A 15778-nucleotide genomic window follows, 5' to 3' on the forward strand; every position below is an offset into this window, starting at 1 on the left:
TCACTGAGTGACACCGCGATGGCCCCCACCGAGAGATCTCGGTGGGGGCCTTTCGCTGTGTTTCTCATCGGCGCGCAGGCGCCTCAGGCCTCGACGACCACCGGGATGATCATGGGACGACGGCGATGGGTGTTGCTGACCCAGCGTCCGACCGTGCGCCGCACGGTCTGCTGCAGCTGGTAGGCGTCGGTGTTGCCGTCGGCGATCGCCTGGTCGAGGGCCTTGGTCACCATCGCCTTCACGTCGTCGAAGGACTCCCCCTCCAGCGCGTTGCCGCGGGCATGGATCTCGGGGCCGGCCGAGACCTTGCCGGTCACGGAGTCGACCACCACGATGATCGAGAGGAAGCCCTCCTCGCCGAGGATGCGGCGATCCTTGAGGTCGGACTCGGTGATGTCGCCGACCGAGGACCCGTCGACGAACACGTAGCCGCACTCGACCTTGCCGACGATCGAGGCCACGCCGTCGACGAGGTCGACGACGACGCCGTCCTCGGCCACGACGACGTTCTCGATGCCGACCTGGCGCGCGAGCGCGGCGTTGGCGAGCATGTGCCGGATCTCGCCGTGCACCGGGAGCACGTTGCGGGGCTTGACGATGTTGTAGCAGTAGAGCAGTTCGCCGGCACTGGCGTGGCCGCTGACGTGCACGTGGGCGTTGCCCTTGTGGACGACGTTCGCACCCCAGCGGGAGAGCCCGTTGATGACGCGGTAGACGGCGTTCTCGTTGCCGGGGATCAGGCTCGAGGCGAGCAGGACGGTGTCGCCCTCCTCGATGTGGACGAAGTGATGGTTGCGCTGGGCGATCCGGCTCAGGGCGGCCATCGGCTCGCCCTGCGACCCGGTGGAGACGAGCACCTGACGCTCGGGCGGCAGCGAGGCGAGCTCCTTGGCCTCCACCATCACCCCGGGCGGGACCGTGAGGTAGCCGAGGTCGCGGGCGATGGCCATGTTGCGCACCATCGAGCGGCCGACGTAGGCAACCTTGCGGTTGTGCTCCACTGCGGCGTCGAGCACCTGCTGGACGCGGTGGATGTGGGAGGCGAAGCAGGCCACGATGATGCGCTGCTTGGACTCGCGGAACACCTCGTTGATCACCGGGGTGATCGACTTCTCGGTGGGCGTGAAGCCCGGCGTCTCGGCGTTGGTGGAGTCGGTGAGGAAGAGGTCGACCCCCTCCTCGCCGAGCCGCGCGAAGGCGCGCAGGTCGGTGATCCGGCTGTCGAGCGGCAGCTGGTCCATCTTGAAGTCGCCGGTGTGCAGCACCAGCCCGGCGCCGGTGCGGATGGCGATGGCCAGCGCGTCGGGGATCGAGTGGTTGACCGCGACGAACTCGAGCTCGAAGGGCCCGAGGGTCAGCGTGTCGCCCTCCTTGACCTGGTGGTGGACCGTCTCGCGAAGCCGGTGCTCGCGGAGCTTGGCGTCGAGCAGGGCCAGCGTCAGCTGCGAACCCACCAGCGGGATGTCCTGACGCTCGCGCAGGAGGTACGGCGTCGCGCCGATGTGGTCCTCGTGCCCGTGGGTCAGCACCAGCGCCTCGACGTCGTCGAGACGATCGCGGATGGCGGCGAAGTCGGGCAGGATCAGGTCGACGCCGGGGTGGTGGTCCTCGGGGAACAGCACGCCGCAGTCGACGATCAGCAGCCGCCCGTCGTACTCGAAGACGGTCATGTTGCGACCGATCTCGCCGAGACCGCCGAGCGGGATGACCCGCAGTCCTCCCTCGGGCAGCTGCGGTGGTGCGGCGAGCTCGGGATGCGGGTGGCTCAAGATGAGCTCCTGTTCGAGGGGAGGGTCAGAGGAGTCCGGCTGCGGTGAGGCCGGTGCGCAGGGCGGCGACCTCGTCGTCGTCGAGCGGCACCAGCGGACCGCGCACGCGGCGGTTGTCGAGGACCCCCAGCAGCTCGAGAGCAGCCTTGGCCGTGGTCGCGCCGTAGTGGGTCACCCCCATCACCGCGTGGAACGCCGGGAGCAGGGTGGTGAACTCGGCGAGCGCAGCCGCGGGGTCGGTGGGGAACACGTCGATGATGCGGGTCAGCGTCTCGCCGGCGACGTGACCCACGACCGAGACCAGGCCCTCGGCGCCGTGGGCGAGGTAGCCCAGGAGCAGGGCATCGTCACCGGAGTAGACGGAGTAGCCGAGCTGGCGCAGCGCGACCGTGGCGGTCGGGTCGCCGGTGGCGTGCTTGACGCTCGTGAACGGCTCGCGCCCGGCGAGCTCCTCGTAGACGCTCAGCGGGATCGCCTGGCCGGTGCGGCCGGGCACGTCGTACAGCATCACCGGCAGGTCGGCAGCACGCGCGACCTCGGTGAAGTGGTGCAGCATGCCGGCCGGTCCGGGCTTGTTGTAGTAGGGCGTCACCAGCAGGACGGCGTCGACGCCGACCTTCTCGGCCTGACGGCTCAGCTCGGCGGAGTGCGCGGTGGAGTTGGTGCCGACCCCGGCGATGATCGTCGCCCGACCACCCACGGCGTCCTTGACCGCCCGCAGGATCTCGGCGTCCTCCTCGACCGACGTGGTCGGGCTCTCGCCGGTCGTGCCGCTGACCACGACCCCGTCGTTGCCGTGGTCGACCAGGTGGGCGGCGATGCGGGCCGTGCCGTCGAGGTCCACCGACCCGTCGGCGTGGAACGCCGTCGCCATCGCGGTCAGCACGCGACCGAAGGGTCGGGACGAGTCAGGACGCGCAGTCATGGGGCTCAGGCTATCGGTCCAGGTGCGGGAGCACGTCGGCCGCCACGAGGTCGAGATGGTCGAGGTCGGCGAGGTCGAGCACCTGCAGGTAGAGGCGCTGCGAGCCGAGGGCGGCGTAGCGCTTGGCCTTCGCCACGACCTCCTCCGGCGTGCCGGCCAGTCCGTTCTCGCGCAGCTCGTCCTTGTCGCGTCCGATCGCGGCTGCGCGGCGCTCGAGCTCGGCCTCGTCGCGGCCCACGCAGAGCACGAGGGCGTTGGAGTAGACGAGGTCGTCGGGGTCCCGCTCGATGGCCTCGCAAGCGGCGCGCACGCGGGCGAACTGCGCCTCGGTCGTCGCCTCGTCGACGAACGGCAGGTTGAACTCGTCGGCGTAGCGAGCCGTCAACGCCGGCGTCCGCTTCTTGCCCAGTCCTCCGATGAGCACGGGCGGCTTGGTCTGGGTCGGCTTCGGCAGCGCCGGGCTGTCGGTCACCGAGTAGTGGTGGCCCTCGTGGGAGAAGGAGCCTTCGGCCGCCCAGAGACCGGTGATGATCGCGAGGTTGTCCTCGAAGCGGTCGAAGCGCTCCCCCACGCTCGGGAACGGGATGCCGTACTTCGTGTGCTCGGCCTCGTACCAGCCGGCGCCGATGCCCAGCTCGACGCGGCCACCGCTCATCGCGTCGACGTTCGCGACGCTGATCGCCAGCGGACCGGGGTGACGGAACGTCGCGCTGGTCATCATGGTGCCGAGGCGGATCGTCGTGGTGTCGCGGGCGAGGCCGGCCAGGGTGATCCAGGCGTCGCTGGGTCCGGGCAGGCCGTCGGTGCCCATCGAGAGGTAGTGGTCGGAGCGGAAGAACGCCCCGAAACCGAGCTCCTCGGCCTTCAGCGCGACCTTCAGCAGGTCGTCGTAGGTGGCACCCTGCTGGGGTTCGGTGAAGATGCGCAGCTCCATGGAGTCCATGGGCTCAGCCTGTCACGCGGGGCCTCACCCCTGGGGCGTCACCCGGACCCAGCGGACGACGTCGAAGCCGTCGTCCGACTCGCGCGAAGCCTCGCGCCAGTCGGACATCGCCGCGGGGTCGATCGGGTAGACCGTGTCCCCCTCGGGCTCGAGGTGTACCTCGCTGAGGACCTGCTCGTCGAGGTGCGGCACCAACGCGTCGTAGACGACGGCGCCCCCCGCGACGTACAGGTCACCGTCCTGCCGGGCGGCCAGGGCAAGAGCGTCGTCGACGCTGTGGGCGACCAGGACGCCGTCGTCGGGGTTGCCGGTCGACCAGGCGGGGTCGCGCGTCAGCACGATCGTCGTACGCCCCGGCAGCGGCCGACCGATCGAGTCGTAGGTCGCGCGACCCATCAGCAGCGTGTGGCCGAGGGTCGTGCGCTTGAAGTGCGCGAAGTCGTCCGGCAGGTGCCACGGGATGGAACCGTCGGCCCCGATCACGCCGTTGCGGGCGACCGCGGCGATCGCGATGACCTTCATCGCATGCTCATACGGCGATGGGCGCCTTGATGCCCGGGTGCGGGTCGTAGCCGGTGACGGCGATGTGCTCGAGGTCGAAGGCGTCGAGGGCCATCACCGCGGGGTCGAGCTCGAGGGTCGGCAGCGGCCGGTGGTCACGCGTGAGCTGGAGGCGCGCCTGGTCGAGATGGTTGACGTAGAGGTGGGCGTCGCCGAGCGTGTGGACGAAGTCGCCCACGCGCAGCCCGGTGACCTGGGCGACCATGTGGGTGAGCAGGGCGTAGGAGGCGATGTTGAACGGCACGCCGAGGAACACGTCGGCCGAGCGCTGGTAGAGCTGGCACGACAACGCACCGTCGGCGACGTAGAACTGGAACATCGTGTGACAGGGGGCGAGCGCCATCGCGCCGATGTCGGCGACGTTCCACGCCGAGACGATGTGGCGTCGCGAGTCGGGGTCGGTGCGGATCTGCTCGACGACCTCCGCGATCTGGTCGACGTGGCGGCCGTCGGGAGTCGGCCAGGAACGCCACTGGTAGCCGTAGACCGGCCCGAGGTCGCCGTTGTCGTCGGCCCACTCGTCCCAGATCGAGACGCCGCGGTCCTGGAGCCACTTCACATTGGTGTCGCCACGCAGGAACCACAGCAGCTCGGCGAAGACCGAACGGGTGTGGACCTTCTTGGTCGTCACCAGCGGGAAGCCGGCCGAGAGGTCGAACCGCATCTGGTGGCCGAAGACCGAACGGGTGCCGGTGCCCGTGCGGTCGTCCTTCGCGGCACCGTCGTCGAGGATGCGCTGGAGGAGCTCGTGGTACTGCTGCACCCGGCGAGGCTATCCCAGCGCCACGTCGCCCACGACGGTCGTCAGCGTGTCGCCGCCGACCCAGACCGTGCCGCCCTCGACGTCGACGTGCACTCGCCCCTTCCGGCCGAGCGCGGCGCCCTGGGCGGCGACGTACGACGAGGGCAGGCGGGAGCCGACGAGCCAGGCGGCGATGCCGGCGTTCAGGCTGCCGGTGACCGGGTCCTCGGGCACGCCGATGCTCGGGCAGAAGGCGCGCACCTCCACCTCACCGTCCGGGCCGATGCCGACGACACCGATCATCAGGTCCCCGGCTGCAGCGGCGTCGAGGCGGCAGGCACGGACGGCGTCGGGGTCGCGCAGCAGCAGCCCCAGCCAGCCGGGGCCGTTGTCGATCCAGGCAGCCTCGACGACCTCGCCGGGCACGACCTCGAGAGCTCGCGCGGCGACCTCGAGGGTGGCGTCGTCCAGTGGACCGTCGTGCAGCAGCGGCGGGCCGGCAAACGCCAACCGCTCGCCACGCCGTACGACGACGTCGCCGGCGCCGCACTCCTGCACCACCTCCCCCTCGTTGCGGGGCACGCCGCCTGCCTCGAGCCAGGCGTGGGCCGAGCCGAGCGTGGGATGGCCCGCGAACGGCAGCTCGCCACCGGGAGTGAAGATCCGCAGCCGGTAGTCGGCCGTCGCCGATCGGGGCCGGAGCAGGAACGTCGTCTCCGACAGGTTGGTCCACCGCGCGAACGCTTCCATCTGCTCGTCGCTCAGGTCGTCGGCATCGTGGACCACTGCCACCGGGTTGCCGAGCAACGGCTGATCGCTGAAGACGTCGACCTGGCGAAAGGGCAGCATGGATGAACGGTAGTCCTGGCCGCCGGAGGCTGAGACCGACCGACGGTGGTTGAGGTGCGAGTGAAGCGAGCCTCGAAACCCCTCACGCCACCTCCGGAGGCTGAGCAGGGCGAGGTACGAGCCCGTCGACGAAGCCCCGGAACCGACCCACCATCTTATCCACAGATCGCTCGAACACACTGTCTAATGTCGGCTGTCGCAGGTAGAATCGGGGCGTGTCCAAGACCACCACTCCGACCGCCCTGGATGCGGTTCGTGAGGCCCGAGCCACGGTCGCTGCGGCCGAGGTCGAGGCCTTGCGGCGGGTGGTCGAGTGGGCGGTCGAGTTCCGCGTGGACAACTCGGTCGTCGATGACACCACCTTCGGTGCCGGTGGCGTGATCCTCGGCGGGGTCGGGTGCCCACTGGTCGATGAGTTCGCCGCCTACGATCTCGCCGCCGTGCTCGGGATGAGCAGCGACAGCGGGTGCACCTACATAGCCAAGACGCTCGAGCTCCGCTACCGACTGCGCCGCATCTGGGAACAAGTCGTGGCCCTCAAGGTGCCGGTGTGGAAAGCCTTCGTCGTCTGCGAACGCACCCTCAACCTCAGCTACGACGCCGCCCGCTACGTCGACCAGATGCTGGCCCCGACCCTGCGGTCGTGTTCGTTCGCGCAGATCGAGCGCACCGTTGCCCACGCCATCGACCTGTTCGACCCCGACGAAGCCGAGCGTCGTCGGCTGAAGGCCGCCGACGACCGTGACTTCCAGATCCACCTCGGCCAACGCAACCACCCCACCGACGGCACCGTCGACGTCACCGGCACCCTCTCGACCGAGGATGCGTTGGACCTGGAGGCCGCGGTCAAGCAAGGCGCCAAGACTCTCGGCGACCTCGGCTGCGAGGAATCCCTCGGCGCCCGGCGCTCAATGGCCGTGGGCGAGATGGCGCGCCAGCAACTCGCGCTGAATCTAGGAGCGGGTGGCGACACCGGTGGACGCGGAGTGGTGATCTACGCCCACATCGACGCCGACAGCCCGCACGTGTCTCTAGGCAACGTCGGCGGCGGAGACGTCCTGATCGATCAGCTCAAGGACTGGTGCCGGACCGCCGGCACCACGGTGACCATCAAGCCCGTCATCGACCTCAACGAAGACCTCTCCACGAAGGCCTACGTGCCGACCGCGAAGCTAGTTCAGCAGGTGCGCCTGCGCGACCAGTGCTGCGTCTTCCCCAACTGCACCGCAGGGCCGAGCAGTGCGACCTCGACCACCGCGTGCCCTTCAACAAGAACAACCCTGATGCCGGTGGGAAAACCACCACCTCGAACCTCTCACTCCTGTGCCGGAAGCACCACCGGGCCAAGACCTTCAGCGCCTGGACCTACGACTCACCCCAACCCGGGGTCTACGACTGGACCAGCCCCTCCGGCCACCACTTCCGCGTCACCCGCGGACGACGCCACGGCCGGATGCCGGTCACCACCCCGCTCGACGACCCACCCGAGCCCTGAACACCCCGCCCCCACACCCCGCCGACCCCGGCGGGGCCACAGGCACGTCACCGGGTTTCGAAGCTCGTCGCTGGCGCTCCTCGCACCTCAACCAGCGTCAGCCCCGGCCTGTCGAGACGCGTCCTCCACCCTCACCGGGCGTAGGTGCTTGACGAGGAAGAGCTCGTCGCGGCCGTCGCGCACGTGCTCGCGGTCGCCGGTCGGCAGGTAGCCCGCTCGCGCGTATGCACCTCGGCCACGAGGGTTGTCCTCCATCACCCCGAGCAGGATCTCCCGCGCGCCGGCTTCCAGCGCCACGGACTCACAGGCCGCGAGCAGCGCCTCGACCAGACCCGTGCCTCGAGCGCTCGGAGCGAGCCACATCCCCATCACGAACCAGCCGACATCCAGCTCGTAGGCGCCGGCCAGGCCGACATCGACACCATCACGTACGGCGATGAAGGTCGCCGGCCGAGCAGCCCGGCGGCGCCACTCGGCTTCGTCGAACGCCTCTTCGCGCGCAAGGGCCGAGCCGAACATCTCCGGCGACTCGGCCAACGCCGCCAGCCGCACAGCGCGAAGCCGCGACCACTCGTCGGGCTCGACCCGCCCCACCGCGTCCAACAGGTCAGGGGTGCAGCGACATCGGTCCGTAGACCTGACGATCGTGCTCGAACAGCGTCACTGCGTCGACGCCCTCGGCCGCGAGGTCGGCCCAGATCTCGCCGACCCACGACTCCGCGTCGGCCTGGTTGGCGAAGCGCTGCTCGGCGAGGTCGCCGGAGACGGCGACCTCCTCACCCGCGGCATTCTCGAGCCGCCAGACCCACGGACGCTCCGCAGCCGTCGGACGTCGGAAGGTCGGCGGCTGGTCGGGCACGCTCGGCGGGGTCGTCACGACTCACGCACCGAGGTGTCGACGAACGGCAGCTTCACCTGGGCGAACGACTCGACGCGACCGCGGATGTCGACGCCGAGCTCGGCGTCCGGGTTGACGTTCGACGAGACCAGCGCGAGCGCGATGCCCTGCTTGAGGGTCGGCGAGAAGGTGCCCGAGGTGACCTCGCCGACGCGGACGTCGGGCGTCAGGCTCACCCCCATGTGCGGCCGAGGGATCCCGCGACCCGTGGCCTTGAGCGCCACGAGGCGGCGACGCGCGCCCTGCTCCTTCTCGGCCATCAGCTTCGTGCGACCCCAGAAGGCGTCCTTCTTCCACCCCACCGCCCAGCCGAGGCGCGCCTCGATCGGGGTGACGTCGAGTGAGATGTCCTGACCGTGGAGCGGGTAGCCCATCTCGGTGCGCAGCGTGTCACGCGCGCCGAGCCCGCACGCCGCGATGCCGAACGGCTCGCCGGCCGCCATCAGCGCGTCCCACAACGCCGGAGCCGCCTCGTTCTCGACGATCAGCTCGTAGCCACGCTCGCCCGTGTAGCCGGTGCGGCACACCACGACGCCGACCCCGTCGACAGCGTCGAAGCCGCTCTCGACAAAGCTCATGTAGTCGTGACCGGCCGGCAGCCCGACAGCGGCCAGCACCTCGTCGGACGAGGTGCCCTGAAGTGCCAGCACGGCGTAGTCGCGGTGCTGGTCGGTGACCTTGACGCCCTCGGGCGCACCAGCGACGAGGCGACGTACGACCTCGGCGGTGTTGGCTGCGTTGGGCACCAGGAGCACCTGGTCGTCGTCCTGGAAGTAGGCGATCAGGTCGTCGACGATGCCGCCGGTCTCGTCGTCGCAGCACAGCGTGTACTGCGCCTGGCCGGGACCGATCTTGCCCAGGTCGTTGCTCAGCGTGGCGTTGACGTAGGCCGCCGCACCGGGACCACTGACCGTGGCCTTGCCGAGGTGGCTGACGTCGAAGAGGCCGACTGCGGAGCGCACCGCGGTGTGCTCCTTGACCACTCCCCCACGCTCGCCGGTGTACTCCAGCGGCATCGTCCAGCCGCCGAACTCGGCGAACTTGGCCCCCAGGGCCTCGTGGCGCTCGTGCAACGGCGAGCGCAGCAGCGCGTGCTCAGAAGACATGGCCGGAAACCTACCGCAGACAGGTCACCCCACCGCCGAGGTGCGGCCCCGCACGGCTGGCCTATCCTGCCTCGGTGACGACCTACTCTCTGCGCAGCGCCAGTCCCGCCAAGTCCCGTGCCGATGCCGTCGTGGTCGGGGTGGTGAGTGGATCCTCGGGCCCCGCGATCGCGGCGGGCGGTGAGGACGTTGCCAAGGCCTACGGCCGCAAGCTCGCGCCGTTGCTCTCGGCTCTCGGTGTCACCGGCAAGGCCGGCGAGGTCGTGAAGATCCCGACCGGCGGCACCATCAGCTCCTCGCTGCTGGTCCTCGTCGGTCTCGGTGACGAGCCCACCGAGCAGGCCGTACGCCGTGGGGCGGGCGCCGCCGCGCGCGCCGTCACCAACGCCGCCTCGATCGCCGTCGCCCTCCCGGCCGACTCCCCCGGTCTGGTCCGCGCCGCCACCGAGGGATTCGTCCTCGGCGCCTACACCTTCACGACCTACAAGTCCTCCGGCGCGACCAAGACCACGAACGAAGTCATCTTCCTCAGCGCCGACGCGCGCAAGAAGGACACGGTCAGCGCCTTCGAGGAAGCCCAGATCATCGCCGACGCCGTCGCGCGTGCCCGCGACCACGTCAACACCGCCCCCAACGACCTCCGCCCGACCACGTTCGCCGACGACATCGCGGCCACCGTCAAGGCCCGCGGTCGCGGGGGCAAGGTCACCATCGAGGTGCTCGACGAGACCAAGCTCGCCGAGCTCGGCTGCGGCGGCCTGCTCGGTGTGGGCTCCGCCTCCGACGCGCCGCCGCGCCTGGTGACGCTGACCTACTCCCCCAAGGGCGCCACGCGTCACCTCGCACTCGTCGGCAAGGGCATCACCTTCGACTCCGGCGGCCTGAGCATCAAGCCGGCGCAGGGCATGGGCGAGATGAAGTCCGACATGGCCGGCGCCGCGGCGGTCGTCAACGCGACCTTCGCGATCGCCGACCTCGGCCTCCCGGTCAAGGTCACGACCTACGCCGCCCTCGCCGAGAACATGCTCGGTGGCTCCGCGATGCGTCCCGGCGACGTGATCACGATCCGCGGCGGCACCACCGTGGAGGTCCTCAACACCGACGCCGAGGGTCGCCTCGTCATGGCCGACGCCCTCGTCATGGCCAGCGAGCAGGAGCCCGACGCCATCCTCGACGTCGCCACGCTCACCGGCGCGATGGTCGTCGCCCTGGGCGACAAGGTCTCCGGCGTCATGGGCAGCGACGACGTCGTCGCCGACGTGCTCGCCGCGTCGAAGGCCGGCGGCGAGGACTTCTGGCCGATGCCGATCCCCGAGCAGATGACCGAGCGCATCCGCACCACCAAGATCGCCGACCTGTCGCAGGTCGACTGGATCCGCTGGGGCGGCGGGCTCTTCGCTGCCGCCTTCCTGCGCGAGTTCACCGCCGGGCTGCCGTGGGCCCACCTCGACATCGCCGGCCCGTCGTTCAACTCCGGCGGCCCCGCGGGTCACGTCAGCAGCGGCGGCACCGGCGTCGCCGTGGCGACGCTCGTCGAGTTCGCTCGCGCCTTCGCCGACGAGAAGTAGGACGCCACGTAGGACCCCACACAGGGCGGGGCACGAACCAGCAGCACTCACGCGCCGCCAGGAGGGACCTACTGCAGGCCCTGCTGGCGGCGCTGCTGCTTCACGCGGGAGTTGTAGTCGCGCATCCGCTGCGGGATGCCGACCAGGCCTGCGTCGTACGACGGCACCCGGTGCTTGTTGCAGAAGTCGTGGGCCCAGTTGATGGAGGGCACCCGGCGACGGGTCCACTCCCCGTCGAACGCCACGAGGAGCAGGGTCACCTCGCTGACGGCGGTGCGGGGCTCGACGAACCCCTCGACGCCGCGCTTGGCCTCGACGAACTCACGCAGGTGCTGCTCGTCGACCTTGTCCGAGGCACGCACCGTCGTCGAACCGGTGCGGTGGCCGTCGCGGGCAGGGCCGCTCATCTTGGTGCGTGAGCCGCGGCGGAAGCGGTCGAGGAAACCCATGGCCCCTAGTCTGCCCCGTGCCTGTGCGCGGTGACGTCACAACCCCCGGTGACCGGTTGCGCGGTTAGTGCAAAGATGGGCCGTCCACTCACGGAAGGACCACTGTGGCCGACACCGATTTCGACGTACTCATCCTCGGTGCGGGCTCGGGAGGCTATGCCTGCGCCCTGCGCGCGGCGCAGCTCGGGCTCAGCGTCGGACTGGTTGAGAAGGGCAAGCTCGGGGGCACCTGCCTGCACGTCGGGTGCATCCCCACCAAGGCCCTCCTGCACGCCGCGGAGGTCGCCGACAGCGCCCGCGAGTCCGAGCAGTTCGGCGTGCGCGCCACGCTCGACGGCATCGACATGCCCGGCGTCAACAGCTACAAGGACGGCGTCGTCTCCCGACTCCACAAAGGTCTGACCGGCCTCATCAAGGGTCGCGGCATCACCGTGATCGAGGGCGCCGGACGCGTCACCGGCCAGCGTGAGGTGACGGTGGGCGACACCGCCTACTCCGGCAAGCACCTGGTGCTGGCGACGGGCTCCTACGCCAAGTCGCTGCCCGGCCTCGACGTCGACGGCGAGCGGGTCATCACCTCCGAGCACGCCCTGCGCCTCGAGCACGTGCCGGCCTCGGTGATCGTGCTCGGCGGCGGCGTGATCGGCTGCGAGTTCGCGAGCGTGTGGCGCAGCTTCGGCGCCGACGTGACGATCGTCGAGGCGCTGCCGCGCCTGGTGGCCGCCGAGGACGCAGACTCCTCCAAGGCCCTCGAACGCGCCTTCCGCAAGCGCAAGATCGCCTTCCGCACCGCCAGCCCCTTCAAGTCGGTCGCGACCACCGACACCGGCGTGGCCGTGACCCTGGAGTCCGGCGACGCCCTCGAGGCCGAGCTGCTGCTCGTTGCCGTGGGCCGCGGGCCGATGACCGCCGAGCTCGGCTTCGAGGAGATCGGCGTGACGATGGAGCGTGGCTTCGTCACCACCGACGAGCGCTGCCGCACCGGCGTCGAGGGCGTGTACGCCGTCGGCGACATCGTGCCGGGTCTCCAGCTGGCCCACCGTGGCTTCGCGCAGGGCATCTTCGTCGCCGAGCACATCGCCGGCCTCGACCCGCAGCCGATCGACGAGACCGGCATCCCTCGCGTCACCTACTCCCAGCCCGAGATCGCCTCGGTGGGTCTCGACGAGGCCGCCGCCACCGAGCAGTTCGGTGCCGACGGCATCGAGACGCTCACCTACGACCTCGGTGGCAACGGCAAGAGCCAGATCCTCAAGACGCAGGGCTTCGTCAAGCTGATCCGCCGCACCGACGGTCCCGTCATCGGGGTGCACCTCGTCGGTGACCGTGTCGGCGAGCTCATCGGCGAAGCCCAGCTGATCTACAACTGGGAGGCGCATGCCGAGGACGTCGCACCTCTCGTGCACGCCCACCCCACCCAGAACGAAGCGATGGGCGAGGCTCACCTCGCGCTCGCCGGAAAAGCGCTTCACGCGCACTCCTGACAGAATCACTGCAGCCTCCACCCGGCCAGACTCGAGACGAAGGAACCACCAGACCCATGGCAGAAGAAGTCACCCTCCCGGCGCTCGGAGAATCAGTCACCGAGGGCACCGTCACGCGCTGGCTCAAGCAGGTCGGTGACACCGTCGCGGTCGACGAGCCCTTGCTCGAGGTCTCCACCGACAAGGTCGACACCGAGATCCCCTCGCCCGTGGCCGGCACGTTGATCGAGATCAAGGCCGAGGAGGACGACACCGTCGAGGTGGGCGCCGTCCTGGCCATCATCGGAGCCGAGGGCGAGTCGTCCTCCGACGCCGACGACACCGCCGAGCCCGAGGCCGAGCCGAAGGACGAGGACGAGGCCGAGAAGAAGGCCGAGCAGGAGGAGGAGATCGCCGACGAGACCGGCGAGCTGCCCCCCGGCGACGAGACCCCCGAGTCCGAGAAGCCCGAAGAGTCCGACGAGCCCGAGAAGTCCGAGAAGCCCGCTGCCTCGTCCGGCGACAACAAGGGCGGCGGTGGCGGCGGTACGTCGGTCACCCTGCCCGCGCTGGGCGAGTCGGTCACCGAGGGCACCGTCACCCGCTGGCTGAAGTCGGTCGGCGACGAGGTCGCGGTCGACGAGCCGCTGCTCGAGGTCTCCACCGACAAGGTCGACACCGAGATCCCCTCGCCCGTCGCCGGCACGTTGCTGGAGATCAAGGCCGAGGAGGACGAGACCGTCGAGGTCGGCGCCGAGCTGGCCGTCATCGGCGACGGTTCGGCCGCTCCCTCCGAGCCCGAGCCGGAGCCGGAGCCCGAGCCGGAGCCCGAGCCCGAGCCGGAGCCGGAGCCCGAGCCCGAGCCCGCCAAGGCGGAGAAGGCCGAGGAGCCGCAGAAGACACACGAGGAGCCGCCTCAGGAGAAGCCCGCCGAGCAGTCGTCGGGGTCGCCGAAGCCGTCGTCGGACGGCGGCGGCTACGTCACGCCGCTGGTGCGCAAGCTGGCCTCGCAGAAGAACGTCGACCTGTCCTCGGTGTCGGGCACCGGTGTCGGTGGCCGCATCCGCAAGCAGGACGTCCTCGACGCGGCGAAGGCCAAGGAGTCGGCGCCGGCCCCGGCGGCCGCTGCTGCTCCGGCGTCGTCGGGCAGCAAGGCAAGCGCGTCGAGCGTGACGCCGTCCCCGCTGCGCGGCACCACGGAGAAGATGAGCCGTCTGCGCAAGATCATTGCCGAGCGGATGGTCGACTCGCTGCAGACCAGCGCGCAGCTCACCCAGGTCGTCGAGGTCGACGTCACCAACGTCGCTCGACTGCGCGACGCCACGAAGGCCGACTTCCTGGCCCGTGAGGGCGTCAAGCTGTCCTACCTGCCGTTCTTCGCCAAGGCTGCGGTCGACGCGCTCAAGCAGCACCCCAAGCTCAACGCGACGATCGACACCGAGGCCGGTGAGATCACCTACTACGACGTCGAGAACCTCGCCTTCGCGGTCGACACCGAGAAGGGCCTCATCACTCCGGTCGTCAAGGACGCCGGCGACCTGTCGATCGCCGGGTTGTCCAAGAAGATCGCCGACGTCGCCGAGCGCACCCGCACCAACAAGATCGGGCCGGACGAGCTCGGTGGCGGAACGTTCACGATCACCAACCTGGGCAGCGTCGGGGCCCTGTTCGACACCCCGATCGTCAACAAGCCGCAGGTCGCGATCCTCGGACCGGGCGCGGTCGTCAAGCGTGCCGTGGTCATCGACGACCCCAACTTGGGCGAGACGATCGCGGTGCGTCACATGGTCTTCCTCGCACTGAGCTATGACCACCGCCTGGTCGACGGCGCGGACGCCGGCCGGTTCCTGCAGGACATCAAGAAGCGTCTCGAAGCCGGCAGCTTCGAGGTGTGACCAGCTCCGCGCGACGCCGAGGCCTTCAGGGCCTCGGCGTCGTGGTCGGACTGGTGGTGGCGTCCCTCGTCGTCACCGACAACCTCCGCGCCGAGGTCTGTCCCCAGCCGGCCCAGGACCACCTCCCTGCCGCGAGCACACCGCAGCGCAGAGCCCCGATCGGCCTGAGCCCCGGTTTCAGCGTGCTCACGGACTCCGAGGCGCAGCTCGCTGACGACCTGGACGATCTCGTGGAGCTCGGGATCACCCGGATCCGGGTCGACCTCTCCTGGGCGACCCTGCAGCCCGACCCCGACCGGTTCAGCTGGTCGAGCGCCGACCGGGTGCTCGACGCGGCCTCTGCACGCGGACTCCACGTGCTGGGCGTCGTGGGATTCCTGCCCGAGTGGCAGCAGGAGGACGACGCCGACGGCGAACGGGTGCCTCCCGATCCCGAGAACTTCGCCACGTTCGTCTCCGCCGCAGTCGAGCGCTATGCCGGGCAGGTCGGCGCGTGGGAGATCTGGAACGAGCCGAACACGCGGTCGTTCTGGGGCGCGAACCCCGATCCCGAGGACTACGCCGCGCTGGTGGCGGCCGCGACTCCCGTGATCCGGGCCGGCGACCCCGGCGCCCCCGTAGTGATCGGCTCGATCGCCCCCGCCGACGACGGCGTCAGCGAGCTCTCCCCCGCGACGTTCACGCGAGGCATCTACCAGCACCTCGACCCGGCGCTCTTCGACGCCCTGTCGGTGCACCCCTACTCCTACCCGGCCCAGGCCACCGGCAAGCAGCAGTGGAACACCTACTTCCGGCTCAAGCGGGTTCACCGCATCATGAAGGCTCGCGGCGACGGCGACAAGCAGATCTGGCTGACCGAGTACGGCGCCCCGACCGGCGCCTCCGAGGTCGCGCTCAGCGAACCCGCCCAAGCCACGATGATCCTGACCGGCATCGCCGAGGCCCGCCGCCGCTCCTACACCGGTCCGATCTACCTCTACTCGCTGCGTGACGCGGGCGACGACGCTGCCGACCCGGAGGACAACTTCGGACTCCTGCGGCGCGACGGCACGCCCAAGGTCGCCTACGCCGTCGTCAGCGACGCCACCGGCCCGCCCCGCGACTGCTCCTGAGCC

Annotated in this window: 16 protein-coding genes; 5 read left to right on the plus strand and 11 right to left on the minus strand. The window is 70.2% G+C overall.

The window, feature by feature from the left end:
- Positions 1-83 precede the first annotated feature (83 nt).
- From VOI19_RS00200 to VOI19_RS00230, 7 genes are all read right to left on the minus strand, one after another.
- Complete coding sequence (locus VOI19_RS00200) at positions 84-1769, minus strand: ribonuclease J (RefSeq protein ID WP_323790928.1); 1686 nt, start codon at positions 1767-1769, stop codon at positions 84-86.
- Between the two features lie 25 nt (positions 1770-1794).
- The gene (dapA, locus tag VOI19_RS00205) at positions 1795-2694 is read right to left on the minus strand and encodes a 4-hydroxy-tetrahydrodipicolinate synthase (protein ID WP_323790929.1); all 900 of its coding nucleotides are present in this window, start codon (positions 2692-2694) and stop codon (positions 1795-1797) included.
- Between the two features lie 10 nt (positions 2695-2704).
- Entirely contained in the window at positions 2705-3628 is a 924-nt protein-coding gene (locus tag VOI19_RS00210) for an LLM class F420-dependent oxidoreductase (RefSeq protein WP_416366295.1), read from the minus strand.
- A 33-nt stretch (positions 3629-3661) separates the two neighbouring features.
- The gene (locus VOI19_RS00215; RefSeq protein WP_323790931.1) at positions 3662-4159 is read right to left on the minus strand and encodes a dihydrofolate reductase; all 498 of its coding nucleotides are present in this window, start codon (positions 4157-4159) and stop codon (positions 3662-3664) included.
- A gap of 7 nt (positions 4160-4166) precedes the next feature.
- Positions 4167-4961: a thymidylate synthase gene (locus VOI19_RS00220; protein ID WP_323790932.1), complete on the minus strand. Its 795-nt coding sequence runs from the start codon at positions 4959-4961 to the stop codon at positions 4167-4169.
- Between the two features lie 9 nt (positions 4962-4970).
- Positions 4971-5789 carry a PhzF family phenazine biosynthesis protein gene (locus VOI19_RS00225; protein WP_323790933.1) on the minus strand — a complete coding sequence of 273 codons (819 nt, stop codon included), beginning with the start codon at positions 5787-5789 and terminating at the stop codon, positions 4971-4973.
- A 155-nt stretch (positions 5790-5944) separates the two neighbouring features.
- Positions 5945-6643 (minus strand): hypothetical protein, encoded by a 699-nt coding sequence (locus VOI19_RS00230; protein WP_323790934.1) that lies wholly within the window; start codon positions 6641-6643, stop codon positions 5945-5947.
- A gap of 347 nt (positions 6644-6990) precedes the next feature.
- Here VOI19_RS00230 and VOI19_RS00235 point away from each other — a divergent pair, with 347 nt between their 5' ends.
- A complete protein-coding gene (locus VOI19_RS00235; RefSeq protein ID WP_323790935.1) occupies positions 6991-7284 on the plus strand; it encodes an HNH endonuclease signature motif containing protein in 294 nt (97 codons plus the stop codon).
- Between the two features lie 87 nt (positions 7285-7371).
- Here VOI19_RS00235 and VOI19_RS00240 read toward each other — a convergent pair whose 3' ends face one another.
- The 3 genes from VOI19_RS00240 to gcvT are packed head-to-tail and all read right to left on the minus strand — an operon-like array spanning position 7372 to position 9288.
- Positions 7372-7878, minus strand: a complete 507-nt coding sequence (locus tag VOI19_RS00240) for a GNAT family N-acetyltransferase (protein ID WP_323790957.1) — start codon at positions 7876-7878, stop codon at positions 7372-7374.
- A gap of 13 nt (positions 7879-7891) precedes the next feature.
- Positions 7892-8161, minus strand: coding sequence for a hypothetical protein (locus tag VOI19_RS00245; protein ID WP_323790936.1), 270 nt, complete (start codon positions 8159-8161; stop codon positions 7892-7894).
- Positions 8158-9288, minus strand: a complete 1131-nt coding sequence (gene gcvT / locus VOI19_RS00250) for a glycine cleavage system aminomethyltransferase GcvT (protein WP_323790937.1) — start codon at positions 9286-9288, stop codon at positions 8158-8160. Before gcvT ends, VOI19_RS00245 begins: the two co-directional genes overlap by 4 nt.
- A gap of 74 nt (positions 9289-9362) precedes the next feature.
- Between gcvT and VOI19_RS00255 the strand changes: the two genes are divergently transcribed.
- Positions 9363-10856, plus strand: coding sequence for a leucyl aminopeptidase (locus VOI19_RS00255; protein ID WP_323790938.1), 1494 nt, complete (start codon positions 9363-9365; stop codon positions 10854-10856).
- Between the two features lie 68 nt (positions 10857-10924).
- Here VOI19_RS00255 and VOI19_RS00260 read toward each other — a convergent pair whose 3' ends face one another.
- Positions 10925-11305: a hypothetical protein gene (locus VOI19_RS00260; RefSeq protein ID WP_323790939.1), complete on the minus strand. Its 381-nt coding sequence runs from the start codon at positions 11303-11305 to the stop codon at positions 10925-10927.
- Between the two features lie 104 nt (positions 11306-11409).
- Between VOI19_RS00260 and lpdA the strand changes: the two genes are divergently transcribed.
- The 3 genes from lpdA to VOI19_RS00275 are packed head-to-tail and all read left to right on the plus strand — an operon-like array spanning position 11410 to position 15775.
- On the plus strand, positions 11410-12789 hold the full coding sequence (gene lpdA / locus VOI19_RS00265; RefSeq protein ID WP_323790940.1) for a dihydrolipoyl dehydrogenase: 1380 nt from the start codon (positions 11410-11412) through the stop codon (positions 12787-12789).
- A 56-nt stretch (positions 12790-12845) separates the two neighbouring features.
- Positions 12846-14663 carry a 2-oxoglutarate dehydrogenase, E2 component, dihydrolipoamide succinyltransferase gene (sucB, locus tag VOI19_RS00270; RefSeq protein ID WP_323790941.1) on the plus strand — a complete coding sequence of 606 codons (1818 nt, stop codon included), beginning with the start codon at positions 12846-12848 and terminating at the stop codon, positions 14661-14663.
- Complete coding sequence (locus tag VOI19_RS00275; RefSeq protein WP_323790942.1) at positions 14660-15775, plus strand: cellulase family glycosylhydrolase; 1116 nt, start codon at positions 14660-14662, stop codon at positions 15773-15775. The genes sucB and VOI19_RS00275 overlap by 4 nt, the downstream gene beginning before the upstream one ends.
- Positions 15776-15778: the final 3 nt, after the last annotated feature.

The sequence above is a fragment of the Nocardioides sp. genome, from assembly GCF_034670285.1.
Taxonomy (GTDB): Bacteria; Actinomycetota; Actinomycetes; order Propionibacteriales; family Nocardioidaceae; genus Nocardioides.